The sequence below is a fragment of the Blautia sp. MSJ-19 genome (assembly GCF_018918125.1).
Taxonomy (GTDB): domain Bacteria; phylum Bacillota; class Clostridia; order Lachnospirales; family Lachnospiraceae; genus Blautia_A.
The window spans coordinates 1-26,604 of the sequence record NZ_JAHLQA010000041.1 but is presented as its reverse complement, the minus strand read 5'-3'; the positions used below and the strand labels follow the sequence as shown (position 1 = coordinate 26,604).

General features: G+C 43.2%; 21 protein-coding genes, 8 tRNA genes and 1 rRNA gene. 6 read left to right on the top strand and 24 right to left on the bottom strand.

Going from position 1 to position 26,604, the window contains the following annotated elements:
• Positions 1-3: 3 nt before the first annotated feature.
• From KQI91_RS13790 to KQI91_RS13780, 3 genes are all read right to left on the bottom strand, one after another.
• The gene (locus tag KQI91_RS13790) at positions 4-918 is read right to left on the bottom strand and encodes a carbohydrate ABC transporter permease (RefSeq protein WP_216393344.1); all 915 of its coding nucleotides are present in this window, start codon (positions 916-918) and stop codon (positions 4-6) included.
• 104 nt (positions 919-1,022) lie between these two features.
• The gene (locus KQI91_RS13785) at positions 1,023-2,273 is read right to left on the bottom strand and encodes an ABC transporter substrate-binding protein (RefSeq protein WP_216393343.1); all 1,251 of its coding nucleotides are present in this window, start codon (positions 2,271-2,273) and stop codon (positions 1,023-1,025) included.
• 46 nt (positions 2,274-2,319) lie between these two features.
• Positions 2,320-3,165: a glycerophosphodiester phosphodiesterase family protein gene (locus KQI91_RS13780; protein ID WP_216393342.1), complete on the bottom strand. Its 846-nt coding sequence runs from the start codon at positions 3,163-3,165 to the stop codon at positions 2,320-2,322.
• Positions 3,166-3,434: 269 nt separating this feature from the next.
• Between KQI91_RS13780 and KQI91_RS13775 the strand changes: the two genes are divergently transcribed.
• The gene (locus tag KQI91_RS13775) at positions 3,435-4,295 is read left to right on the top strand and encodes a helix-turn-helix transcriptional regulator (RefSeq protein WP_216393341.1); all 861 of its coding nucleotides are present in this window, start codon (positions 3,435-3,437) and stop codon (positions 4,293-4,295) included.
• A gap of 78 nt (positions 4,296-4,373) precedes the next feature.
• Here KQI91_RS13775 and KQI91_RS13770 read toward each other — a convergent pair whose 3' ends face one another.
• The 6 genes from KQI91_RS13770 to KQI91_RS13745 form a co-directional block, all read right to left on the bottom strand.
• Positions 4,374-7,841 (bottom strand): DNA polymerase III subunit alpha, encoded by a 3,468-nt coding sequence (locus tag KQI91_RS13770; protein ID WP_216393340.1) that lies wholly within the window; start codon positions 7,839-7,841, stop codon positions 4,374-4,376.
• Between the two features lie 88 nt (positions 7,842-7,929).
• Positions 7,930-8,772 carry a CvfB family protein gene (locus tag KQI91_RS13765; RefSeq protein ID WP_216393339.1) on the bottom strand — a complete coding sequence of 281 codons (843 nt, stop codon included), beginning with the start codon at positions 8,770-8,772 and terminating at the stop codon, positions 7,930-7,932.
• 190 nt (positions 8,773-8,962) lie between these two features.
• Entirely contained in the window at positions 8,963-9,691 is a 729-nt protein-coding gene (locus KQI91_RS13760) for an acyl-[acyl-carrier-protein] thioesterase (RefSeq protein WP_216393338.1), read from the bottom strand.
• 309 nt (positions 9,692-10,000) lie between these two features.
• Positions 10,001-10,072, bottom strand: a tRNA-Gln gene (locus KQI91_RS13755).
• 160 nt (positions 10,073-10,232) lie between these two features.
• On the bottom strand, positions 10,233-11,168 hold the full coding sequence (locus tag KQI91_RS13750; protein ID WP_216393337.1) for a sensor domain-containing diguanylate cyclase: 936 nt from the start codon (positions 11,166-11,168) through the stop codon (positions 10,233-10,235).
• A gap of 105 nt (positions 11,169-11,273) precedes the next feature.
• Positions 11,274-11,810: a V4R domain-containing protein gene (locus KQI91_RS13745; RefSeq protein ID WP_253288615.1), complete on the bottom strand. Its 537-nt coding sequence runs from the start codon at positions 11,808-11,810 to the stop codon at positions 11,274-11,276.
• 213 nt (positions 11,811-12,023) lie between these two features.
• On the opposite strand from KQI91_RS13745, the gene KQI91_RS13740 reads away from it, so the two are divergent.
• From KQI91_RS13740 to KQI91_RS13730, 3 genes are all read left to right on the top strand, one after another.
• On the top strand, positions 12,024-13,487 hold the full coding sequence (locus tag KQI91_RS13740; protein ID WP_216393336.1) for a nicotinate phosphoribosyltransferase: 1,464 nt from the start codon (positions 12,024-12,026) through the stop codon (positions 13,485-13,487).
• A gap of 87 nt (positions 13,488-13,574) precedes the next feature.
• Positions 13,575-14,129, top strand: coding sequence for a M15 family metallopeptidase (locus tag KQI91_RS13735; RefSeq protein WP_216393335.1), 555 nt, complete (start codon positions 13,575-13,577; stop codon positions 14,127-14,129).
• A gap of 133 nt (positions 14,130-14,262) precedes the next feature.
• Entirely contained in the window at positions 14,263-15,294 is a 1,032-nt protein-coding gene (locus tag KQI91_RS13730) for a 3-deoxy-7-phosphoheptulonate synthase (protein ID WP_216393334.1), read from the top strand.
• A gap of 104 nt (positions 15,295-15,398) precedes the next feature.
• Here KQI91_RS13730 and spoVT read toward each other — a convergent pair whose 3' ends face one another.
• From spoVT to KQI91_RS13715, 3 genes are all read right to left on the bottom strand, one after another.
• Positions 15,399-15,947 (bottom strand): stage V sporulation protein T, encoded by a 549-nt coding sequence (spoVT, locus tag KQI91_RS13725; RefSeq protein ID WP_216393333.1) that lies wholly within the window; start codon positions 15,945-15,947, stop codon positions 15,399-15,401.
• A gap of 157 nt (positions 15,948-16,104) precedes the next feature.
• Complete coding sequence (locus KQI91_RS13720) at positions 16,105-19,101, bottom strand: EAL domain-containing protein (RefSeq protein ID WP_253288613.1); 2,997 nt, start codon at positions 19,099-19,101, stop codon at positions 16,105-16,107.
• A 48-nt stretch (positions 19,102-19,149) separates the two neighbouring features.
• Complete coding sequence (locus KQI91_RS13715; RefSeq protein WP_253288612.1) at positions 19,150-20,583, bottom strand: extracellular solute-binding protein; 1,434 nt, start codon at positions 20,581-20,583, stop codon at positions 19,150-19,152.
• A 262-nt stretch (positions 20,584-20,845) separates the two neighbouring features.
• On the opposite strand from KQI91_RS13715, the gene trhA reads away from it, so the two are divergent.
• Positions 20,846-21,511 (top strand): PAQR family membrane homeostasis protein TrhA, encoded by a 666-nt coding sequence (gene trhA, locus KQI91_RS13710; protein WP_216393332.1) that lies wholly within the window; start codon positions 20,846-20,848, stop codon positions 21,509-21,511.
• Positions 21,512-21,554: 43 nt separating this feature from the next.
• Here the strand turns inward: trhA and KQI91_RS13705 are convergent, their stop codons facing one another.
• The 3 genes from KQI91_RS13705 to KQI91_RS13695 all read right to left on the bottom strand — a co-directional run bounded on the left by KQI91_RS13705 (position 21,555) and on the right by KQI91_RS13695 (position 23,733).
• The gene (locus tag KQI91_RS13705; protein WP_216393331.1) at positions 21,555-21,812 is read right to left on the bottom strand and encodes a GIY-YIG nuclease family protein; all 258 of its coding nucleotides are present in this window, start codon (positions 21,810-21,812) and stop codon (positions 21,555-21,557) included.
• A gap of 224 nt (positions 21,813-22,036) precedes the next feature.
• A complete protein-coding gene (locus tag KQI91_RS13700; RefSeq protein ID WP_253288610.1) occupies positions 22,037-22,855 on the bottom strand; it encodes a M23 family metallopeptidase in 819 nt (272 codons plus the stop codon).
• Between the two features lie 65 nt (positions 22,856-22,920).
• Complete coding sequence (locus tag KQI91_RS13695) at positions 22,921-23,733, bottom strand: SpoIID/LytB domain-containing protein (RefSeq protein ID WP_253288608.1); 813 nt, start codon at positions 23,731-23,733, stop codon at positions 22,921-22,923.
• 158 nt (positions 23,734-23,891) lie between these two features.
• Between KQI91_RS13695 and KQI91_RS13690 the strand changes: the two genes are divergently transcribed.
• Entirely contained in the window at positions 23,892-25,088 is a 1,197-nt protein-coding gene (locus KQI91_RS13690; protein ID WP_216393328.1) for a metallophosphoesterase, read from the top strand.
• A gap of 15 nt (positions 25,089-25,103) precedes the next feature.
• Here the strand turns inward: KQI91_RS13690 and KQI91_RS13685 are convergent, their stop codons facing one another.
• The 9 genes from KQI91_RS13685 to KQI91_RS13645 all read right to left on the bottom strand — a co-directional run.
• Positions 25,104-25,424 (bottom strand): hypothetical protein, encoded by a 321-nt coding sequence (locus KQI91_RS13685; RefSeq protein ID WP_216393327.1) that lies wholly within the window; start codon positions 25,422-25,424, stop codon positions 25,104-25,106.
• 275 nt (positions 25,425-25,699) lie between these two features.
• Positions 25,700-25,772, bottom strand: a tRNA-Lys gene (locus KQI91_RS13680).
• 42 nt (positions 25,773-25,814) lie between these two features.
• Positions 25,815-25,887: transfer RNA gene (locus tag KQI91_RS13675), tRNA-Phe, on the bottom strand.
• 4 nt (positions 25,888-25,891) lie between these two features.
• A tRNA-Met gene (locus tag KQI91_RS13670) sits at positions 25,892-25,965 on the bottom strand.
• Positions 25,966-25,982: 17 nt separating this feature from the next.
• Positions 25,983-26,055 (bottom strand) — tRNA-Thr (locus KQI91_RS13665).
• A gap of 21 nt (positions 26,056-26,076) precedes the next feature.
• Positions 26,077-26,158 (bottom strand) — tRNA-Tyr (locus tag KQI91_RS13660).
• A gap of 10 nt (positions 26,159-26,168) precedes the next feature.
• Positions 26,169-26,241, bottom strand: a tRNA-Val gene (locus KQI91_RS13655).
• A 36-nt stretch (positions 26,242-26,277) separates the two neighbouring features.
• Positions 26,278-26,351, bottom strand: a tRNA-Asp gene (locus tag KQI91_RS13650).
• 88 nt (positions 26,352-26,439) lie between these two features.
• Positions 26,440-26,604, bottom strand: a 23S ribosomal RNA gene (locus KQI91_RS13645); the annotation flags it as partial.

Here is a 26,604-nt window from a genome sequence, read left to right as displayed (position 1 = left end):
CTCCTAGTCATAATTAACCCATTTATCCTGAAGTTTGAATTGAATTCCGGTTACGATCATGATCATTACAAACAGTACAACAGATTCTGCTGATGCCATTCCCATATCCATACGGGTAAATCCGTTAAAGTAGATGCCATAAACCATCGTTCTTACTGCCTCAAGCAGCGGTCCACCTGTACTCCATGCATCTTTTCCAATGAACATATAGATCATATCGAACGCACGCATTGCCTTCATCAGTCCCATCGTCAGAAGGAAAAACATAGACGGAGAAACCAGCGGTAATGTGATCTTCCAGAATTTCTGGAATCCACTTGCACCGTCCAGGTCTGCTGATTCATACATTTCTGCTGAAATTCCCTGAATCGCAGCCAGAAGAATAATCGTATTGTAGCCGATTCCGCTCCATACTTCCACGATGATCAGTGAGATCATAATGAATTTCGGATCCGAGATCCAGGAAGGAGTCGGTAATCCCAAATGTCCCAGTACAATATTCACCAGACCGTATCTTGTGTTCAAAAGCCATCTCCATACCATGGCAACGGCTGCCGGCATGATGATGTTAGGAAGAAAGTATACAATACGGAAGAATCTTTTTCCTTTGAGCTTCTTGCTGAGAAGACTGGCAAAAAATACCGAAAGAATCAATGTGATCGGCACAGATACTCCCGCATAAACCAGAGTGTTCCGTATTTCCGCAAGAGTCGTCTTTGATGTAAACACAGTAACAAAATTCTTCAGCCCGACAAATCCACCAAATCCGGATAACAGATTCCAGTCTGTCACTGAAAGAACAAATGAATACACGATTGGAAATAATCCAAATATCAGAGTTCCAATGAACATGGGCGCAATGAAAATATACGCCCATATCCATTCCTTTCTGATTTTCGTGCGAGAAAGCTTTTTCATAAAATACCTCCGCATCGCTGCACTAACCAAATGCTGTCATCAGTAAGGTCACCTTATTTACAATGTAAGTATCATGTTTCACAATTGCTTTGTCTGCAATCACCCTATTTTGTAATTGCTTCAATATCTGCATCGCACTGATCCAGGATTGCCTGAATGTCTGCATTTTCATCTGCCCAGATATTTGTCATCGCTTCTGTCAGGATTGTATTTGCATCTGTAAAGTTCTTATCCCACCATGGGTTTCCAAGAGAACCTTCGTAATAAGCACCTGCAAGAAGTTTTTCTGCATCATACTGTGAATAAGTGTCTGCCCATACCTGGTCGCATCCTTTGTATGCCGGAATTGCACTTGCTGCTGTTGCTTCCTGTGCTTCTTTTGATGCACAGAATTTTACGAATTCCCAGCATGCATCCGGATTTTCTGTCTTGGAGGAAATGCAGTATCCAAGGCCGTGTACAGTGATCGCCGGTGTTTTTGCTACTGGCATGGTGCAGATTCCAAGGTCATCGCCTAATGCATCTGCAAAGCTTGACAGGCTCCAGGAACCAGCTGTGATCATTGCTGCCTGTCCTGCTGCAAACATATCTGTTCCCTTCATTTCCTGAAGTTCTGCATAGCTCGGAGCTACTTTATCTACATACATCAGATCATGCAGATACTGAATTGCTTCAACTGCCGGTTCTTCATTCACTTCACATCCGATATTATCTTCTGAAGAGATTCTTCCACCGTTAGAATAAATGAAATCCTGATAGCAGATATTTCCGATATTCTGAGAAATAAATCCATAGTGATATTCATTGGTTGTCTTTGTTGCCAGATCTTTCAGTTCATCCCAGCTCATATCATCTGTCGGGTAATCTACACCCATCTCATCAAAGATTGCCTTGTTATAGAATAAGCCGATACCGTCATAGTCCTTCGGGATCGCATAGATAGAACCATCTCTGCTGTAAAGGTCCTGTGCGAACTGCGGATATACGCTCATATCCACACCGTCGCTCTCAATTCTGTCTGTGAGGTCCATAACCAGATCTGCATTGATATAATCCGGAATATTTCTGTTCATCCAGAAAACATCCGGTCCGGTTCCTGTCGGAAGGGAAGTCTGCAGTTTTGTCCAGTATTCACCGGACGGAATCTGTGTTGCAACTACCTCAACATCTGGATTCTGTTCGTTAAACAGTTCGATCACTTTATTTACTTCATTTGTCTGGTCTGCATCCCAATAATAAAAATTAATTTTACCAGATGCTTTTGTATCATCCGCAAGTGCTGTTACAGACGTCATTCCAGCCACCATCATCGCTGCTGTTGCAATACAGATACCTTTTTTTAATGTTCTCTTCATAATCAGTTCCTCCTTTTTACGTTCGTACTTTACATTACGTTTTCTCTTACGCTTCCTTTTCCATTAAATACTGTTTCAGCTCATATGGCCAGTCCGTTTGTATGATATTCACACCACGGTTTATCAGCACACCCCATCCATGGTCTCCGCCATATCGCAGAGATTTGAGGTCATCGTATCCGGCACCATAGACCAGCCGTTTCGCAAGACTCAATGAATTGCACCATACTTTGATGTGGTTTTCTTTTAGGAAATCAAACGTTTCCTTCTGGAAAACTTTGTCGGTCTCTTTTTCCGGCAGGATTTCCAGTGCAGGAACCGGAACTTTTTTCTTAAGTTCGATTACCTTTGAAAGATCTTCAACATTTTTCAACATTGGTGCAAACATGCAGTCCGGATGTTCTCCGGCCCACTGATATGCTTCTTCATTTTCTATATAGAATTTGAAGATTGCCTGTTCAAGCATGCCTTTGCTTTTCAGAACATCGTATACGTTTTCCCAGATGTCCCAGCATTTGTCCAGTACGAGCAATGCCTTATTTTTCAATGCATCTGTGATCTGGTCAAATGTTTCTATTTCCTCCTCGCAGATCTCTCCCACATAATTGTACAGGGGTTTCTTCCGGAGTTCTTCCAACGTATAGTCAGAGATTTTATTTGTGTCATGAAACAGCCTTGTCATATTATCATCATGATGTCCCACCAGAACGCCATCACTTGTCATGGCGAGGTCCATCTCAACCATGTCAGCTCCCTGTCCCACTGCCACAAGAAATGCCAGCGAAGTATTTTCCATGACACTTGATGAAAATTTGCCTCGATGTGATGCGATCATTACCTGATCGTCATGTGGATCCAGAAGGCTGTTTCTCTTTTTCTGCCAATCCTCCATTATCCCCCTCCTCTCATACATAGATTTAACATAAAGTTTACTTGTATTTTTCTTGCTTTTTTGATTTTTGGCAATTTTTTCTCATTAATTTTACGCGCACAATTAAATAGTTCATTTTGTCTAATTTTCTTTTTTTCACATGTGTTTTTTTATCGAAAATCATGGTGTTTTCTCATGTTTTCAAGTATAATTATATCGTATAAAATAAATAGTTCCATATATTATAGCGTCATCTATATGGACAATTCTGCTTTTCAAGGAGAAATAACATGATTCGAGTTGCAGGACACCGCAAAGGAAATGGAAGCGCGACCTATGAAGAGGACGCAGATCTTCCTTTATATGTCAGCTGTTGTGGCTATCAGAATTTCCTTACAAAGGATTTTTCCATCCAGCGCCCTACCGGAAGACTGGATTATCAGATCTTATATATCCACAAAGGATGTGGCCATTTTTTCATTGATAATGAATGGCAGACGATACCGGCCGGAAGCATTGTCGTCTATCTGCCATCTGAGCCACAGATCTACACTTACTATGCCAAAGATACACCGGAAATCTACTGGATTCATTTTTCCGGTACACAGAGTCTGGAATACTTACAGAGATATCACATTCACAACTGCTATATCGGACGTCATCGTTCTTTAACACAGGTTTTCGATGAGATCATTCTGGAACTTCAGGTACATAAACCATTTTTTAAAGATTTTACATTTGCTTCCTTCCTAAAAATGCTGCCCATGATCGAGCGCTACTATCAGTCACAGTTTGATTCCACAGACAACAGTGCCATGATAGAACGATTGATCGTTGAGCTGAACAAGAGCTATATGGATCCCTGGAGCATTGCTTCCATGGCACAGTACTGTCACTTAAGCAGCGATTATTTTTCACATCAGTTCAAGGAAAATACAGGCTCTTCGCCTATCCAGTTTCTGTATAATCTTCGCATTGAAAAAGCAAAAGAACTTCTTCTCACAGAAGGTCTCACCGTATCCGAAGTCGCCACACTGGTCGGATACAAAGATCCTCTGTATTTCAGCCGTATCTTCAAGAAGGCAACCGGTGTATCGCCCAAACGCTTCCACGGAAACCGCTGGCTGATGGATGAGTCACTTTCTCTGTAACAAAAATAATTTTTTATAGCACAAATCCCCCGGAAGTCATGCACGCTCCGGGGGATTTAACCTCTCGATTCCACAATATCAAAAATTCTTCACTGCTTTTTCCACAACTTTAACATTGGAATCGCCATATTTTTTCTTTAATTCTTCTAACAGGAAATCGCTGATCCGCACATGATATCCTGCCGTAAGACGTTTTATCGCCTTCACGTCTTTGAGGTAGATCACGACTGCGGAAATCCCTGTCGCACTTCTCAGATCATTCAAAAGTTCCTGTTCTCTCTGCGCATAATCTGTGCGGTCTCTGAACTGGATCCAGATCTCGCGCGGCATATCCTCAAAAGCTCTTACCTTCTCCAGGATCAGCTTACTCGGCTTGTCATCTTCGGCATTGACACGTCCCTGGATAAAGACTCTTGCCTCTTCATTGATCAGTGTCTGCCACTTCTCATAATCCCTTGGAAATACAACGATCTCCACAGTTCCCATCAGATCCTCTACTGTCAGAAATGCCATCACTTTATTTGTTCTGGTATATTTGATCGTCTTTTCCGTGATCATTCCGCCAATGATCACTTTCTGACCATCATAAACCTTCGGCAGACCGGTCTCATCATCCGGCTGGAAATCAATCGTCCTCGCAGAGATCATCTTTTCCATGATAGCGCGGTATTTTTCCAGAGGATGACCACTCAGATAGATACCCAGAACTTCTTTTTCAAAAGCAAGGATCATTTCTTTGTCATATTCTTCCACATCCGGCATGCGGATCTCGTAATCTTTTTTATCTTCATCGCTGACCAGGTCAAACAAGCTCATCTGTCCGGCAAAAGAATTTTTCTTTTCCTGTGCGATACTGTCTACGATCTGTCCATATACAACCATCTTCTGGCGACGGTTGCCTTCCAGACAGTCCAGTGCTCCGGCTTTGATAAAGTTTTCGATCGCGCGCTTGTTTACCGTTCCTGTCAGCCTCTCAATAAAATCTTTCAGTGAACGATATTCTCCATGCGCCTCTCTCTCCTCTACCAGTGCATTGATGACCGGTCGTCCCACACTCTTGATTGCAGAAAGACCATAACGGATCGCACCATTGTCAACGGAAAATCCATACGCTCCACGATTTACATCCGGTGGCAGGATCTTAATGTTCATCTTCCTGCACACCTGAATATACTCAGCGACTTTGATCGGCATTTCTATTACAGAGGTCATAAGTGCTGCCATAAACTCAACCGGATAATAATATTTCAGAAATGCAGTCTGATAAGAAACCACTGCATAAGCAGCCGCATGGGATTTATTAAAGGCATACTTTGCAAAATCGATCATCTCATCATAGATCTTATTCGCTGTCTGCTCAGAAATCCCGTTCGCAATACACCCCGGAACCCCTTCTGCTTCATTTCCATAAACAAAGTTCTGACGTTCTTTCTCCATGACTGCTGCTTTTTTCTTGGACATCGCACGACGAACAAGATCACTTCGGCCAAGTGTATACCCCGCCAGGTTCCGCACAATCTGCATAACCTGCTCCTGATATACGATACAACCATAAGTCGGCTTCAGAATCGGCTCCAGCTGCGGGCAGTCATAACTGATCGTATCCGGACGGTTCTTGCCACGGATATACTGCGGAATAAAGTCCATCGGGCCCGGACGGTACAATGAGATTCCCGCGATCACATCTTCCAGACTCTGCGGCTTCAGCTCCTTCATGAAGTTCTTCATTCCCGCGCTTTCCAGCTGGAACACACCGTCTGAACGTCCTGTTCCAAGAGAATCCAGTACTTTCTTATCATCATAATCAATATGCTGCATATCCAGTTTCACACCGGTATCCTGTTCAACCAGATGCACCGCATTCTGAATAACAGTCAGTGTACGAAGCCCCAGGAAGTCCATTTTCAGAAGTCCCAGTTCCTCCAGTGTCGTCATCGTGAACTGAGTTACGATCGAACCATCTGATGCCCTGGACAACGGCACATATTCCGAAACATCCTTCTGACTGATCACAACACCCGCCGCATGCATGGACGTATGACGCGGAAGTCCCTCCAGACGCTTCGCGGTATCGATCAGCTCATGAATCTCTCTGTCCTCTTCATAAACTTTCTTAAGTTCAGGATTCATCTTCATGGCTTTGTCAATTGTGATATTCAGCTCCTGTGGAATCATCTTTGCAATGGTATCTACCTGTGCATAAGGCAGATCCATCACTCGCCCGACATCACGGATGACACCTCGCGCCGCCAGCGTACCAAAAGTAACAATCTGAACGACGCAGTCATCGCCATATTTTCTTCTTACATAGTCAATAACTTCCTGTCTTCTCTCGAAACAGAAGTCAACATCAATATCCGGCATGGATACTCGCTCCGGATTCAGGAAACGCTCAAACAGCAGATCATAACGGATCGGATCCAGCTGTGTGATTCCAAGCGTATACGCAACGAGACTTCCCGCCGCAGAACCACGTCCCGGACCTACCATGATATCATGGTCACGGGCATATTTGATAAAATCCCACACGATCAGGAAATAATCAACATATCCCATGTTCTTGATCGTCGAAAGCTCATAATTCAGACGCTCTTTCAGTTCATCTGTAACCGGCTGATAACGCTCTTCCAGGCCTTTGAAACACAGCTCATTCAGGTATTCCCAGGAAGTATATCCATCCGGAACGCCAAATTTCGGAAGCTTTGTCACACCAAATTCAATCTCCACATGACAGCGCTCGGCAATCTTATGTGTATTTTCCAGTGCTTCGGTCGCATATGGAAAAAGCCTTTCCATCTCTTCCGGGGACTTTACATAATACTGCCCGCCTTCGTAACGCATACGGTCCTGATCTGCCAGTTTCTTACCGGTCTGCAGACAGAGCAGTACATCATGCGGCTGTGCATCCTCTGCAAGCGTATAATGTACGTCATTTGTTGCCACCAGATCGATACCAGTCTCACGGTGCATCTTAAGCAGCTGCTGATTGACATTCTGCTGCTCCGGAATGCCATGATCCTGTAATTCCAGAAAAAAATTCCCCTTACCAAAGATATCCTGGTAACGCAGAGCTGCTGCCTTGGCATCCTCATACATTCCCCTGGTAAGAAATCTTGCCACTTCACCTGCAAGACACGCACTCAGTGCGATAATACCTTCATGATATTTCTCCAGAAGCTGAAGATCTACTCGCGGTTTATAATAGAACCCCTCTACAAATCCCTTGGATACGATCTTCATCAGGTTTGCATAGCCCTGATTATTCTCTGCCAGAAGAACCAGATGATAGTAACGATCCTCTCCGCTTCCGGCTTCACGGTCAAACCGGGATCCCGGTGCAACATAAACCTCACAGCCAAGGATCGGATTGATTCCTGCTGCTCTCGCCGCACGATAGAAATCAATCACACCATACATCACACCATGGTCCGTAATGGCTGCACTGTCCATGCCAAGCTCTTTGACACGGTCCACATATTCTTTTATCTTGTTCGAACCATCCAGAAGACTGTATTCTGTATGGACATGAAGATGTGTAAAATTCATATTCTCATCCTTTGCCTGCTATAAAAAACTTGTAACTGTTCAGTACCTTCACAGTTACGAGTCAAAATGCATTCCAAATTACCAACTGTTATTTCACCAGATAGATCCTGCGGTCTTTGATCTGAATCTTACCTTCTTTGAGAAGATGGCCGACCGCACGTTTGAATGCATTTTTACTCAGACCAAACTCTCTGCGGATCACTTCCGGTGAAGCCTTGTCATCAAAAGGAAGGACTCCTGCAAATTCCTCGATGATCTCCAGAACATTTTCCGCATCTTCATTGATCTGCAGATATGCTTCCTGACGGTCACTGACATCTATCTTGCCGTCTTCTTTAACTCTTGTCACACGCAGATCAAGAACCGTTCCCGGACGATATTTGCCCTTTGCCTCTCTTGCCGGGATCAGTGCAGAATATTTGTTATCTACTGCAACAAATACTCCAAAGTTATCACTGATCTGGTATACACGGCCTTTGACCTGATCCCCCTCTTTGTATGGAGCCTCTTTTGAGAGATATGGATAGACTTTCATTGTTGCACAGAGACGACTGCTCTTGTCCACATAAACAGCAACCAGGCATTCCTGTCCCTCAAAAATACGTGTTGTCTGCTCATGATATGGAAGCAGGAGGTCTTTTTCCAGCCCCCAGTCAAGAAATGCTCCGATTCTTGTCACCTGTTTTACTTTCAGAAGTCCTGCCTGTCCCACCATGAGAAGCGGCTCATTTGTTGTTGCGATCAGACGGTCCTGAGAATCTTTGTAAATAAAAACTTCCAGTTTGTCTCCGGCTTTGGTGCCTGCCGGAACCTGTTTTGCAGGCAAAAGTACCTGATGTTTCGTATCTGCATTCATATCTTCTGCAAGATACACGCCAAACTCTACGGACTTCACAACCAGTAAAGTCTGTTTCTTTCCTAATTCAATCATAGTTATCCTCCGATTTTCTGTATTTACGCTCTGTCACTTCTTTATGTCAAGCGGATATTCGCAATCCGCTTTGCTACTTGCTCATACCCAAATAACTGCTTCGCAGTTTATCAGAAGGAGCTTGCACTCCTCCTGACACAAGCAAGTCCCCACCCACTGCTTATTGCTTTTCGCAATTGAAGCAGGGGACTTACTTGATTTTGTTAAATTCAACGACCGCATACGGCTCACCTTTCTGATCATTCAGAAGAACCGTTATCTTTTTGTCATCCACAGCACTCGCCGGGCAGATCACATCATTCAGTCTTGCCTGCTGTTTATACTCTGCACGCATCTGATGTATCTGAAACTTCTCCGGCAGATAATCCATTGCCATCTGCACATACTGACAGTTGTTTACGTGATGATTCGTATCCAGATGATGTTTCTGCACAGGAAATGGTTCCTGCTTCTCATAATCTTCCGGAAGTGTGATCTTCCTTGGTGCATATGCCATATCCAGCTTTGGCTCCATCTTACCGTCTTTGCCGACATATCCTTTTGTATCTCTGTCTTCCAAACGCACCGGCAGCCCATTTTCTGCATTGATATAAGTCCAGAAAGTATTGGCATATGCCAGTCGTTCTCCACCTTCTGTCTCCATGGTAAAGTTACGCAGGCCCATAAATCCACGAAAACCATATGCCCAGGTAGAGGTTTTAATCCGTTCTCCCATATACGGATAACGCTCCACGATCACCTGCCATGCGGACAATACCCAGAATCTCTTCCATTCTTTCAGAACTTCTATTCCAAGCCCGACTTCTTCTGACTGAAAGGTACTGCAGTCCTGAAAATAATTCAGGATTCCCGGCAGTGTCAACAATCCATTCTCGCCAATTTCACTATAACGGACACGTCCGCTGAAACTATATGCCATACGCTCACTCTCTTTCATAATTACAAGACACTTTTGCTCTGTTGTTTATTCTATCATGGGTTTTATCTCAAGGTCAATTACGGTATTCTCTACAGGCAAGAACAAAGCGGACAAGTCCGCTTCAAACTTCCTAAATCCCTCAATCTTTGAGGGACTTGTTACGCTTTGCGCGCTAGATGCAGTCTGCTTTAGCAGACATATTCCAAATGCATCTAGTCGCATCCCCGCGGAGCGTTTTTTCTTTATTGGAACATTACGAAGTAATTTCTCATAAAGAAAAAAGCACCTCTTCCGAGGTGCTCCATTTAGCAGGGCTACAAGGATTCGAACCTTGAACTGACGGAGTCAGAGTCCGTTGCCTTACCGTTTGGCGATAGCCCTTTATTTGTTTTTCGCTTGCTTATCGCTCGCGACGAATGTTATTATATTACAGGGTTTCGAAAAAATCAACCCCTTTTTTTAATTTTTTTAAAAAATTTTTTTGAATTGATTTTTTCGAACTTTCTCCCCGTATTTCACTGTATAAAAAACGCGGCTACAGCTACTGATAAAGTTGCCTCTGGTATTCTTTCTTATGTGCTCTCTTCTGCTTATACATAACCATATCCGCCTCTTCCATAATCTGTTCCAGACTCATCACATCATGTTTCTTCTCAATCTCGATGATTCCGCAACTGAAGCTCTTGATGTATTCTCTTGTCGCTTCCTGTGCAAACTCTCTCTGCATCTCCTCAATGCGTTCCTCAGCATCTTTCTTTGTACAGTCCACCAGGATCATACAAAATTCATCTCCACCGATCCGGGCAAAAATATCACCCTTACGTATATGACTTTTGACTGTATGTACAAAATATCTCAGATACCAGTCACCTTCACCATGCCCATAATTATCATTTACGTATTTCAGATGATCCAGATCACAGTAGCAGAATGCAAGTGCCTCGCCTGTCTTAAGCAGTTCATTTGCCTTTTCCTGGAAGAAAAATCGATTTCCGATTTTCGTCAGGGTATCCATATGTGCCTCTGCCATCAGAAGCTGGCTGTAACTCTCCGCTCGCTCAGCATGACTTTTTTCTTCTTCCGCGATTCTTTTCAGAGACTCTTCCCTCTCTCTCAACTGTTCGGTCATCGTATTAAACGCCTCGGAAAATTCTCCCAGATAAGAAACCGTCTGGGAATAATCTCCCTTCGCTACCTGTTTTGCCTGCCAGGTCAGATGATTAAGATTTGCATGGATATTCTTCAGATTCTCGCACAGGAAATTATCCCGTGCAGGCATGACTCCCGACAGATCACCCCTGGACAGAGCTGCAGAATACGCTTTCATCTCTCTTACGGCCTTGTCCAGAAACTGCAGTCCCATCCCCAGCTTCTGAAAAGGTTCATCCAGTTCATTGATATCCAGTGGCTGAACTTTCGCATCATATAATATACTTCTTAAATATTCAAATAATAATTCACAGTTTCTATCTTCCATGCAGATAACCTCTGATTCTTTCTCTTACCTTCCAGACACGCTCCGCATATTTCTGTCAGAATACATGTCTCCGCCCTGTTCAGTCACATGCATGTCAGTTTCTCATTACTCTTTCACGGTCGCATGGAACCGACATACACGGTCTCCTGTTGCCCAGCAGTCTACTTCGATCGCTGTGTACGGTTTTCCGGAATATGTAGACAAAATGCCCGAGATAAAGCCCTCATCATAATTACATACTGTTTCTCCAAGTACCGGCAATCCTGAACAGTCCGCATCCTCTGCTACTGTCAGAACGATCTTGCCACTCTCTTCATCTACATCCTCAATTCGAAGGACACCAATCTTCATATCACGCATTTTTTTCTGCAGTTCATTGACGAATGCATCCAGTGGCTGTTCCATGTTCAGCATATTTCTGGCAAAATATTCTCCTGCCATTTTTCCTGCACTGCGGAAAACTTCGACCTGCTCATCCTTGCCATAACGACGGATCAGCTCTTCCTTGAGAGAATACTCCAGCATTCTGTATACAATTACCGGAAGTTCCTCTCCCAGATTGCCACGGCTGTTTTCGTCATATTTCAAATATTCTTCAAACTGGATTGGCTTGCGTCCCTTCAGGAAAATATTTTCGTCCATAATATCCAAACCTCTTTTCTCTGTAAATTTTGTATAACTACATAATAATCTATCTGTGGTTTTATGTCAATTTAGCGTACCAACTTTACTGCAAATTTACACGTATTTATTCGCTGTGTAAAATATTCTTCTATATTATGTAAAATTTTAATGCCGTTCTTCGGGAATAATGTTATAATAGACTCACCTTAACGAATAAAAAGGAGAAATCAGATGAGAGCAACCAATCTGACCCTGCTCACCGATTTATATGAATTAACCATGATGCAGGGCTATTTCAAGAACCCGACCAATCAGACTGTAATCTTTGATATGTTCTATCGTGTCAATCCATGCGGCGGAAGCTTTGCTATCACAGCAGGTCTTGAACAGATGATTGAATATATTGAAAACCTTCATTTTACAGATGAAGATATTGAATACCTCCGTAGTCTCAATATTTTCGAAGACGATTTTCTGGAATACTTAAGATCTTTCAGATTCACCGGAGATATTTATGCGATTCCGGAAGGAACTGTTGTATTTCCGAGGGAGCCACTTGTCAAAGTTATTGCTCCGATCATGGAAGCCCAGCTTGTAGAGACCGCGATTCTGAATATCATCAACCATCAGAGTCTTATCGCTACCAAAGCTGCCAGAGTCTGCTATGCAGCCCGCGGTGATGGAATCATGGAATTCGGCCTTCGTCGTGCCCAGGGACCGGATGCCGGTATTTATGGTGCCCGTGCGGCTGTGATCGGTGGCTGTGCTGGTACTTCCAATGTTCTGACCGGTCAGATGTTCAATGTACCTGTTCTCGGAACACATGCACACAGCTGGATCATGAGCTTCCCGGACGAATACACCGCATTCAAGACCTATGCCAGGATGTACCCTAATTCCTGTACACTTCTGGTAGATACTTACGATGTGCTGAAATCCGGTGTTCCGAATGCTATCCGTGTATTTGAGGAAATGCGTGAAGAGGGTATCAAACTTACCCACTATGGTATCCGCATCGACAGTGGTGACCTGGCATACCTTTCCAAAGAAGCTTACAAGATGCTCGCTGCTGCCGGATTTGATGATGCTACGATCTCTGCATCCAGTGATCTGGATGAGTACCTGATCGACAGCCTCAAAACACAGGATGCCAAAATCAATTCCTGGGGTGTCGGAACCAATTTGATCACCAGCAAGGACAACCCTGCATTTGGTGGTGTATACAAACTTGCCGCAGTCAAAGATACAGACAGCAGCAACTTTACACCTAAGATCAAACTGTCTGAAAACACCGAAAAGGTTACAAATCCTGGCAACAAAACTGTTTACCGTATTTACAGCAAATCCACCGGCAAGATCAAGGCTGACCTGATCTGTCTGGTTGATGAAACCTTCGATCCGGAAGAAACCATGATCATCTTTGACCCGGCTGACACCTGGAAAAAGACCAAGGTTCTCGGTGGAACTTATGAGCTTCGTGAGCTTCTGGTTCCTGTTATCCGTGAGGGTAAACGTGTTTATACCTCTCCTGAAGTCATGGATCTGCGTGAATACTGCCAGAAAGAGCAGAATACACTGTGGGATGAATCCCGTCGTCTGGTAAATCCACAGAAAGTTTACGTAGACCTTTCCCAGAAACTCTATGATCTCAAGAAAAATCTTCTTGAGGAAATGAGTGAAAAGGCACTCGATTAAACTTTCCCCCGGCTACATCCTGCTTCTGTAAATGGATTCATACTCCCCTCTCATCTATCATATACTGGAAGATGAGGGGGGATTTTTATGATTACGGATTATACACGTCTTATTAATAAAAAACATCCGCTTCCTGCTGATTATATTCCTCGCGACCTGGTCGATATCGGTCTTCCATTCACCTGCGCACCTTCTGATCCACGCCGCCTTCTCGAAAAGAAAGCCGCCCACAAAGCCATGGAACTCATCACCCGTGCCGGCCAGGAAGGAATCAGTCTGTACTGTATTTCCGGTTACCGCTCCTATGCCCGCCAGAAAGAACTTTACCGGCATGATTCCTATGTTGCCGCCCCGGGAATGAGTGAACATCAGAGCGGGCTTGCCCTGGATCTGTCCTGTCCCGCCGTTAATATGGAACTCGTCGAAGCCTTTTCAGATACTCCGGAAGGCATCTGGCTTGCCCGACATGCGCCACTCTACGGATTTATCCTTCGTTATCCCGCTAATAAAGAATCCATTACAGAATACCCTTATGAACCCTGGCATATCCGTTATGTGAGCTGCCAGCTCTCTACTTACCTTGCCAAAACAGGTATGGTTCTGGAAGAATACTATGCAATCTCAAAAAAAATCGCACTATGACAGTTTAACGCGTTAATTTCCTTTATTTTTTTTATATAACGTGTTATACTGTTGTTCAGTTAAAAACGATTACTGTATTCCAGTAATAAAAAAGTACTGTTCCTGAACAATGGAACCATGGAGGAAATCTACAATGTCAATTAAAATCAATCATGAACTTCCTCTTCCGGAGGTCCTGAAAAATGAATACCCACTGAGCGACGAATTAAAAGCAGCCAAACAGCTGCGCGATGAAGAAATCCGTCGAATCTTTACCGGTGAATCAGATAAATTTGTTGTGCTGGTCGGCCCCTGCTCCGCTGACAACGAAGATACTGTCTGCGAATATGTAAGTCGTCTGAAAAAAGTTGCCGACAAAGTGTCTGATAAATTAATGATCATTCCCAGAGTATACACAAATAAACCTCGTACTACCGGAGACGGCTACAAAGGAATGCTCCATCAGCCTGATCCTGACAAAGCACCAGATCTCCTCGCCGGGATCATTGCGATCCGTAAGATGCATATCCGCGTTCTTCAGGAAACAGGTCTTTCTTCCGCTGATGAAATGCTCTATCCTGAAAACCGAAGCTATCTGGACGATGTCCTCTCCTATGAAGCGATTGGAGCACGTTCTGTAGAAAACCAGCAGCACCGTCTGACCGCAAGTGGTATGGATATCCCGGTAGGTATGAAAAACCCAACCAGTGGCGACCTGTCCGTTATGCTGAACTCCGTCATCGCAGCACAGCATCCGCACCATTTCATTTATCGTGGATGTGATGTTGAAACAAGCGGCAATCCTCTGGCACACACCATCCTTCGTGGCGGTGTCAACAAATATGGTCAGACAATCCCTAATTATCATTATGAGGATCTGATGCGGCTTTATGACTTATACAGCAAAAAAAATCTCAAAAATCCTGCCGTGATCGTAGACGTCAATCATTCCAACTCCGGCAAGCAGTACAAAGAACAGATCCGTATTGTCAGCGAGGTTCTTCACAGCCGCAATTACAACCCAGACGTTAAAAAACTGGTCAAGGGTGTCATGATTGAAAGTTATCTTCTGGAAGGCCGCCAAGATATCAGTGATCATATGACTCCGGGCTGTTCCATTACCGATCCATGCCTTGGATGGGAAGATACCGAGCGCCTGATCTATGATATTGCTGATAAATGCTGATAAATTTTATACTTCATTAAAATAACAATGCAAAACAAAAATCCGGGAGTCTTCTCTTTATAAGAAAACTTCCGGATCTGTTTTTTGTTTCAAACTTATTGTTTTTACTGCTCCATCTGCCGCCCCAGAAATCCTGCTGCCGTCTTTACAAGCATCTGTTCTGAATTTCCAAATCGTTCACCCGTTCCCTTTCCAATCAATGCCACCGAACCAATAGCATCTCCTGCACACAGAATCGGCTGTACGATCAGTTCCGATGACTGCTCTTTCTGATTTTCCACAAGCGGAAGCGTTTTTCTCTCCCCTGCATGGAAACATTTCATTTCTCTCTCTGCGATCAGCCGGTCCAGTTCCCTGCTGATCACTTTTCCCATCAGTTCTTTGCTTCCCTGTCCGGATGCTGCCACCACCTGGTCATGATCTGTGATACAGGCCACCATACCCGTAGTCTGGGATAATGATTCTGCATACTCTTTTGCAAAGATGCTCAGTTCTCCGATCGGAGAATATTTCTTCAAAATCACTTCTCCCTCTTTATCCGTAAAAATCTCCAGAGGGGTTCCTTCTTTGATCCGCAGCGTACGCCGAATTTCCTTGGGAATAACAACTCTTCCAAGATCATCGATGCGGCGGACAATTCCTGTCGCTTTCATGTGCTTTGTATTCCTCCTGTTGTTTTTCCGTATTTTATATCCCTGCCTGTTAAAATTTCCATATCAGGCGATGTATGGTTATTATATGGAAAAACAACTGGATTATGTACATAATCATCCGCAGAATTTTTTCATCATATTTCTGCCCCTACTCTTTTTAACTGTAAAAATCTCGGATCGTCTGCAAAGCTTTCGGATTGATCTCTCCCGGAACCGCTTCTGGCCTTGCCAGATAGAAGCCCTGAAGAATATCCACTTCAAGTTCCAGTACTTTACGGATTTCTTCCGGTGTTTCCAGTCCCTCCGCTACGATTTTCATACCACGCTTATGTGCGTAAGCAACAATATTTTCCACAATCTGCTGCTTATCAGGATCCGTATCAATATCCCTGATAATCGAAAGATCCACTTTGATATATTTTGGTGCCAGATCCAGCAGGCTCTTTTCATTGCTATAGCCGCTTCCATAATCATCCAGTGCAAATACTCCGGAAAATCCTGGTGCCCGTTTCTTATGTTCCAATGCATGATAGTCCAGAGATTCCTCTTCTGTGATCTCAATGACCATCTGCTCCTGTAAACTTCCAAAACGTCTTGCAAATTCAATTTCATCCTTTTCTTCCATGTGCTGACTGGCAATAGAGTTGAGAAACAGCAATGCATCTCCTTTTATTTTGTTCTTTTCTTTGAGTTCCATAAATCTTCCGGTTGCATGGAACATTGTCATTCGCTCAATCTCGCGAAGTGCACCTTCTTCACGCGCGATCTTCATAACTACATCCGGTCTCTTCAGAATTGGAAGATCTGACCGCATCAGAGCCTCATACGCCTCAATTTCTCCGGTACGCGCTGATATAAGCGGCTGGAAATAATAAGTAACCAGCTCTTCGTCCACAAAACGGTGAAATTCTTTTCGGATCTGACTGTCACGGAACTGTTCATCATAAATATCCTGATCAAACTCTGCAATCCTGCCCTTTTCGGATCTTTTCACCTGATACATGGCAAAATCCGCATGTTTTCTCATTGCTCCCAGGCTGTTGCTGTCTTCCGGATACCAGGCAATACCACCCGAAATACTGAGATGAAATTCCTGTCCATTTGGAAGACGGATAATTTTTCTGTCAATCGTCTTCTTCAACTTATTGATTGCTTCTCGAATCTCATTCTGACTCTCATATCCATAAAACAGAAGATTAAATTCATCTCCTGAAATATGCGCACTCAATGTACCTTTCGGTGTTCCCTCCTCCAGACAGAGCCCTGCCTGTCGAATATACTCATCGCCCCAGTCATGACCAAATGTATCATTGGTATACTTAAGATTATCCAGATCCATCATGATAAAAGCAGCATGTCTGATTTCTTCCGGTCTGCTGAAAATATCTTCACTTTCTCTTTTAAATGCCCGTCGATTATACAATCCTGTCAGCGCATCATAATCTCTCTCATGTTCAATACGAAGGCGCTCCATCATAGATACAGTAATGTCTTCTACCAGACCAATCTGTACCCACTCTTCTCTTTTTATCTCCATTCTCACATAACGAATACCCTTTTTCGGAAGACGAATACAATAGACATTCGTATTTTCCGATTCGGATTTGTAAAAATGGCTGTTCATAAATTCCTTCAGGATCTTTCGAAATTCCTCCAGCTCAAAGGATGCATTCGCATTCAACGGAATTCCAAGCATTGAAAAAAAGTTTTCCGTATAGTATACACTCCCTGTATCAAACCGAAGCTCATAACCACCAATCTCCACGCTTGCCATTTCCATGATACGAAGGAACTTTGTTGACGTATTCAAAACATCTCTGCTCAGGCTGGTAATTGCCGTAGAAAACTGGTCCAGTTCCCGAATTCCGGTCTCCGACAGTTTCGGAATCGCATTTCTGCTTTCCTGTGCAGCAGAAACTTCGTCCGACAATCTGGATACCGGTTTTGCCAGACGACGACTTACAATAAAACTGCTCGCCAGTCCAACCAGAAGCGTCGCCAGAATCGTCAGCTTCAAAAGCCACATGATATGATTTGTAAATGCATAAAGATTCTTGTCCTGAACAATTCCGATCAGTATCCACTGCTCATCCGAAAACGGGGCATTCTTGTTGTACAGATTTAATTGATATGCAGAAGCAACATAATTTTCATTCCAGATTTCAGTTTCATAAAGATTTTTCTCTGTACGTGTCATTTCAATCGGCTCATCTGAAAGACCGAGCCATTTATTTGTCTTCGAAGAAGAATTTACCACTTTTACAGAGATTTTCTCGTCTTTAAGAGTACCTTCTGTTTCTGCCAGCAGATATGTTCCCGTACTGTTATTCTGCAGTTCCTCATAAGGAATCATATCCTGCAAATAACTGAGCATCATTTCCACTCCAACAACGCCATAAACAGTGCCATCCGAAAGAATAAGCGGTATGGAATACGCAATAACCGGACGGTCGTCTCCCTCAAGTGTATAAGATGCCGGAGTCCAGTGCCCATAATCTGGACTGTTCAGTTTTTCTGTATCTTTATAGGCAGTCTCAAAAACAGGGTACAGGATTCCTTTATTTCCATATCCTTTGTACTTTATTGCCGGAGTCCATCCTTTATCCGTAGAAATACCCAGTGATTTCACAAGTCTTACCGGTGAACGTTCCAGCAAAAGATCATGATTTCTATCCGATGCGGCAGTCGTCGGATCCTGATCCCGAATATAAACACACGGCATAAGAGAATCAATTTCTCGTTCATCCAGATCCTCTGTATTCAGAATCACAAAAATACCATTCACTGATCTGTGACGCATCGTACTGATCATATTGTCACTGATATTTTCAAGAAGATCGGCACTCTGTTCCTCATCATTCACCAGATCGGCAACACTGATATTTTCTTTTGCAGTCTGATTTTCAACTGCTGTATTGATTGTTCCAGCCAGAGATGACAGATTCTGATTTTCTTCCAGTGTACTTTGCAGATAATTCTGTCTGTTCTCCACCTGTTTCTTCATAATATCCACAGCATTACGATTCAGCTGCGTTCCCACATTTCCGATATACAATGTTCCCAACAGAAGAAGCACTTCTATCCCAAGAACGATCAGCATCGCCGCAAATATAAATTGAAAAATCGATTTTCCCTGTTTCTTATGCTGCCTCATACAGAGAATTCCTCACTTTCTGTGATCAGTTACAGTTATCGTCAGCTTTCAGTCCTCACAAGCCTGCAGCTTGGTCAGTATCTCCTCATACCAGCTGTCAAAGTAATCATCGGAAACGAAGTCTGCCACAGCTTCTTCCATACTTTCGCCCTCGCTGATCCGCTCTTCTACAGTCTGTCTGTCAGCATCCGCAAGGTCATTCATCTCATATTCAAGAAGTGCACGGGAATCCTGTGCGCCCTTAAAAGATGGTGTGGTATATAATTCATTATTATTGATTGTTTCTACAGCTTTTGTAAGTATGTCATCCATAGACTTGGAAAGTTCTGTTCCACTCTTACGGATCTCAACCATATCTGTCGCTTCTTTAGTGACTGGTAAATATCCGGAACCTACAGAAAATCCTGTATTATTTTCAGGCTCTGTAATCCACTTCAGGAATTCTACACTTGCCTTGATCTCATCTTCAGAACCTTTTGTCACAACCATTCCTGCCCCCTGCTGCACTGCCCATTTCTCTCCATCAGCAAATTCCGGTGCCGGAAGTACTTCCAGTTCAATATCATGTGATTCTGTTTCACTGGTCATAACCTGCTTCGGAAAGAAGGTTGCACTTGAAGTGGAACCTGCATATGCAAGAATGTTTCCTGTCTTGATATCATCACTGCGGAATCTTCCTGATGCCGCAAAATAACCCTTTACATAAGGAACATAGTAGTTGTCCCAAAGCTTGCGCACAACATCCTTATCAAAATTAAGCTTCATTTTGCCATTCTCAACTTCAAACAGATTTCCACCTAACTGTCTTGCTCCTACAAGCATATAATTGGCCATGGCATCACGTCCAAATAATGCTTTTCCATCATCCGGCTCTTCAGTCTGTTCATCCGTCCAGTTATAATATTTCTCTGCGGTCTCTACCAGCCCCTCTACGGTCTCAAGATCTGCTTCCGTCGCACCTGTCGCATCTGCAAATTTCTGCCAATCTGTTTTATTCAGAAAAAGAAGTTCTGTAGATTTCGCAACAGGAAAAATCTTGATACTTCCGTCTCCTGAGAAGTCACCTTCCTTCAGATACGCATCAATATATGCATCTTTCTCCTCATCCGTAAGATAGCCGCTAAGGTCTACAAGTTCTCCCATCTCATCCAGCTTATATGCCGTATCCGCATAAGCAGAAAAAATATTTGGCATATCAGACGCTCCGACCTTTTCTTCAGCAGCATCCATAACATTTGTTTCCAGTTCATTGACACTTCCCTGACTGGAACTCTCAACTATTATATTTTTTTCTTTTCCGACAGAATCATTGAATGAATTTACCAGGTCATTGAATGCATCCAACTGCTCTCCACTGTAATAAGTCCAAACTGTCAGGGTAACCGGTTCTGCGTTTTTCGTTCCTCCGACTGTACATCCTGTAAGTGTCCCTGCAAGCATTGCAGCCCCTGTAAAATATGCAATCATTTTCTTTTTATTCATAAATTTTCTCCTTCTGTCAGACATTTCTACATATTCATTTTTATGCTATTACGTATAATTATACCATTTTGAAAACAGTACTTCAATAAACGGTACTGTTTTGGCATATAATTGTTTGCAGAAACCTAAACTATTATATTTATATAAAATTTAGTGATACCCCTTTACTTTTATGTACATTTGCAGTATAGTTTCAATATACTTGTTACGTAGTATTGATTACTACATTATGTGTTTTTAATTATTTTCAGGAGGCATGATTATGAAACTCAGATTAAAAGACCCATGGAGTGCCATCACACACGGCATCGCCGTTCTTCTGGCTGCTGCAGGCGCAGCACCTTTACTCATAAAAGCCGCATCCGGAGAAAACGCTCCTCTTCACATTGCAGCACTTGCCATATTTATTCTCACAATGATTCTTCTATACACCGCAAGTACCGTTTATCATTCTGTTGACTCCACAGAAAAAGTCAATCGTCGGCTGAGAAAAATGGATCACATGATGATCTTCGTCATGATTGCAGGAAGTTACACACCAATATGCCTGATTGCTCTCCATAACCGAATTGGCTATATTCTCTGTGCGCTGGTCTGGGGAATTGCGGTTCTTGGCATGCTTCTTAAGGGGCTGTGGATTACCTGCCCGAAATGGCTTTCTTCTGTACTCTATATTGGTATGGGATGGCTTTGTGTCCTTGCTTTTGTACCAATTTTTCACTCTCTGCCACGGGCAGGTTTTGGATGGCTGCTTGCAGGAGGCATTATTTATACGATCGGCGGTGTGATCTACGGACTGAAACTTCCCTTATTCAATGCCAGACATCAGAACTTTGGTTCTCACGAGATTTTTCATGTTTTTATCATGTTGGGAAGTGCCTGCCACTTTATCTTAATGTACTGCTTCATCTCTACCCTGCCAGTCTGATGGCAGGGTACTTTATTTGTCTGATTTCCCAAATACTTCCATGCTACTTTTCTTCCATATAAAAATCTATCAGCTTCAGCTTTTCCTTTCTCGTCAGCTGTTTGATTGCATACTCTCTGCTCATCGCTTCCTCTTTGGTTGCATACCCTTCATAGTACACAAGCTTTACCGGCCTTTTGGCCCGGGTATATTTTGCACCAGCCTTTCCCTCATTATGTGCTTTCAGACGGTTCTGCACACTGGTTGTCCATCCTGTATAAAGTGTTCCATCCACACACTCCACCATATATGTATAGTTCATAAAGTTCCTCTTTCTGTCTGTTTTATGTCTGTTGCTCAGCACTTCTATGTAAAGAACAGCTGCCCGGATCCAGATTCCTGCACAGCCATTCTTTTTTCTATAAAAAGCAGTCGGTTACAGACAGGTATTTTTCTCACAAAAACAGCAGGTAGGAGAAGACCGACTGCGGATTTTTTATTCCCACCTGCTTTATTATACGTTTTGATCTTATTTTTGTGAATAGTTCACGGAAGATATGCGATTGGATCTATTGCTTCTCCATTTTTCTTCATTGCAAAATACAGATTACTGCCTTCTTCACTATAATACTTTGTCGGTGCTGCTACATAACCAATTACAGTTCCTTTTTCTACACGGTCGCCTTCCTGGACAGTCAGATCTTTAAGCTGTCCATAAACGGCCTGATATCCACTCCCAATTTCCATCGTTACTGTTGTTCCTGTCTGTGCCCGGTCCTCGATTGAATAAACCGTACCCTCGACAGATGCCAGTACCGGGGCACCTTCAACTGCCTGCACAGCAATCGCCGGATTCAGTTTGTACTGATCCAGTGTCGGAAAATAAATTGTCTGATCCATATTATAATCAAGAAGAAGCGTTCCATTGACCGGCCATTCCATCAGTGTATCCTCTGAGAAACTCAGTTTGGGCTGTGCCTGTACACCGGCAGATACATCGACGGTATCTGTTTCTGTATCAGCTGCATTTTCTGCAGTCAACATAGTATCTGCTTTTTCTTCTGTTACTGTATCTGTACTTGTACTCTCTCTGGAAGCAGTCGCCTCTGTCTCTGTCGTTTCTGGTACTGCATCTACCTGGTTATCCGTTTCTGCTTCCACAAGAGTGGTTCCTGCATCTACTGCATTTTCTTCTTTTTGTTCCAGATCCGCCTCCATGCCTTCATCATAATAAGACGGTGCCTTTTCCTGAATTTGTTCTTCCGGTCTGGAAGTTCCCAGTTGATAAGCCCCGATACCCGCTGCAGCCAGAACTGCCAGGAGTGCCGTATTTGCTACATATTTTGCAACTCTGCTTTTTGTCATATTCTTTTCACCTCTGCTCATAATCCTTTCGGTATTAATAGGGTGTCCGGAATATGTAAAAATATTCAGTTCTCTTTAAGATTTACGGCGTCGATCAGAGATATCTCCATTAACGGAAAATATGTATACAAAATTTCCTGCCAGTTTTTGCCTTCTTTTGCCAGTTCATTTCCACCATACTGTGAAAATCCCAGACCGTGACCTTTTCCACGGCTTAAAAACCGAACCTGCCCTGTCATTCTCTGGATTGAAAAATCAGAAGAAGCAATTCCCATACCCAAGACAAAAGTTTCTGCTTCCAAAATATTCTCATCTGCTTTCAGACTTATCACATATCCGCTTTTATCTCTTTCTGCAATCTTCAGTTGTTCAGGAAGCTGTTGCTCCGCAATATACGTACTTGTCAGGTATTCTGTAGATTCTTTATCCGCACTGCTGTCTACTGACTCAAGATAAGCAAACTGTGAATCGTGAAATGCCTCTTCTCCATCTCTGGTCTTTCCACTGCTGATTTCATGATATGGTACAGGTCTCAGTTCCCCCTCATAAGTGAGTACCTGCCCCTTTGTCTCTTCTGCCGCCTTTTCATATTTTTTATCTGTTTCCTTCCAGAATTCTTTTTTTGTTTTTATACTCTGTTGCAGTTCTTTAAAAAAAAGATATTCATTTCCCTCTCTCACTTTTCGATACAGATTACTTCTTGCAATGACCGCCTGTGCAGCCAGCGTCTCAGCTTCATATTTCGCCGAAATCTGTGTTTCCAGTACAAGTGGCAAAAGAGCTTCAGGTTCTACTTTTCGGTTCAGAACAACTAAATCCATGCCATTAAGAAACATTGTCGCCACATAAGGAAAAAGCAGACTTATTCCTATATACATTAAATACTTTCGGATTCTCATACTTACGACCTTTATGTACTTTATCCTACTATATGAACTTTCTTTTCTTTTTATAAGTACATGCTGCATCATTTGCCTGTTTTGACACATTACCTTATCCATTATATAATGGATAAAAAATCTGGAGGGAACACTATATGATTGCAATTTATCTTGCACCCGTTTATCTACTCCTGAATTTGTATATTCTCAGGTGGGCCTATCTGTGGATGGGAACGTGTCACAGTATTCTCCGGACACTGACATTTCGTGTAATATTTGCTATTATCTATATACTCCTGTCAACCAGCCTTCTGTCCGGATTTCTGATCAAAAAGCCTCGTTCACTGCATCAGTTGCTCAAAATTACCAGTAATTATTTTCTCGGCATCTTTTTGTATATCCTGATGATCGTACTGGCAGCAGATCTCGGACGCCTTCTATTTAAATATGCATTCCATGCATCCTGGATTCATTCTCGAATGGCTTTTACTGTTACAGGTGCCATATGTACGGTTCTTATTATTACATTGAGTGCCCGTGGAATCTTTCATGCCAAATACATTAAAACAACACCATATGATGTCACCATTGAAAAACAGATTCCTGGAAAAAACTCTTTACGGATCATTCTTTTGGCTGACACACACTTTGGCTACAATGCAGGCGTTCTTCATGCCAGGGAACTTGTTCGCAAAATAAATAAGCAGCAGCCCGATCTTGTCTGTATTGCAGGAGATATTTTCGATAATGAATACGATGCTATCCGAGACCCTGAAAGACTTCAAAAAGTACTTCGCGGAATAAAATCCACCTACGGAGTCTACGCCTGTTGGGGAAATCATGATCTGAATGAAGAAATCCTTGCCGGTTTTACTTTTAAGCATAAAGGCGAAGATACTGCTGAAGTTAAAGATCCCCGTATGAAAGAATTTCTGGAAGCTTCTGACATTCACATACTCGAGGATGAAGCTGTGCTGATCAACAACAGTTTCTACGTAATTGGCCGAAAGGATGCTTCACTCATCGAAAAAATACATGAAACAAGAAAAGCTCCCGCCCAGCTTACTAAAGAACTGGACAGGAGCAAACCTATCATTGTAATCGATCATCAGCCAAAAGAACTTCAGGAGCTTGCTGATGCTGGTGTGGATCTCGATCTGTGCGGACATACGCATGACGGACAGACATTCCCCGGAAACTTTACCATCAGACTGATGTGGGAGAATCCATGCGGCCTGCTAACTAAGGACGCCATGACTAATATTACAACTTCCGGTGCCGGTGTCTGGGGACCAGCCATGCGAATTGGCACGGACTGCGAAATCTGTAGCATTGATCTTCACTTCAAATAATTACAAACTGAATATTTACGTGCTGCTAAAAGCTGTTTTCTTATTTCTATATAACAGGGAAGCAGCTTTTCTGTCGCCCGGACCCTGCAGCCAGAAAAAAAGTTTTTTCCACAAGCGGTTACGCTTCAGGTAACCGCTTATCCACAATCCACGCACTTTATCCATACATCTGTGTGCAAATCTGTCTGCTCTGCGAGTATTCTCTGTGGATAACGTTTCCACTCCAACTTTTCCATCTACTATTACAGATGTTGCATTTTTTCCGGGAACCATACTTACCATAAGACAAATGACCGCGGTTATCAGCATATGAAAACACTCTCGCATTTTCTTCACAATGATCCTCCTTCTATTTTACAACCAGACAGTAAGCATCCACCTCTGCTAAACTCCTTTTCTCTGCTTACCAACTTACCTCCTGCATGTCCAGCATCAGGACTGCGCACTTCCTACTACTACACATACATTCAAGAATGCCAGAGGCTATGTCAAATGGGTACCTTCTCCCATTTAATATAATATATGCAATACAACTTCCATATAGACCACATTTCATGCGGCTTTCCAGACACAAAAAAAGCACTACCATAACGATAGTGCCTTTAAAATCATGAGACATCGGGGATTCGAACCCCGGACAACTTGATTAAAAGTCAAGTGCTCTACCAACTGAGCTAATATCCCATATGCAGTTTTGCATCACTCTACAATATCTTGCAGAGTAAATGCCCAGAGCCGGAATCGAACCAGCGACACGAGGATTTTCAGTCCTCTGCTCTACCAACTGAGCTATCTGGGCAAAATAGCGGGAACAGGATTTGAACCTGTGACCTTCGGGTTATGAGCCCGACGAGCTTCCAGACTGCTCCACCCCGCGATAATTATGAAATTGAAAGCCGATGATCGGACTCGAACCGATAACCTGCTGATTACAAATCAGCTGCTCTGCCAATTGAGCCACATCGGCTTAGCCAATGATAAGGCTTAGTGGGTGGAGAAGGATTCGAACCTTCGAAGGCGGTGCCAACAGATTTACAGTCTGCCCCCTTTGGCCACTCGGGAATCCACCCATGGTTTATATGGGACCTATAGGGCTCGAACCTATGACCCTCTGCTTGTAAGGCAGATGCTCTCCCAGCTGAGCTAAGATCCCACATATTTAATTAGTATACATACCTTTTGGTATGAACGACCCAGATGAGACTCGAACTCACGACCTCCGCCGTGACAGGGCGGCGCTCTAACCAACTGAGCCACTGGGCCTTGCAAATTTCTTTGCTATAGAAGATGTATCACACCTTCAAAACTACATACATGTTGACAATCAACTGAATCTTTATGACCATGCTTTTTGGTCAAGCCCTCACCCTATTAGTAGCAGTCAGCTCCATGTGTTGCCACACTTCCACCCCTGCCCTATCGACCTCGTCGTCTTCAAGGGGGTTTACTCCTTTCGGATGGGATATCTCATCTTGAGGGGGGCTTCACGCTTAGATGCCTTCAGCGTTTATCCCTT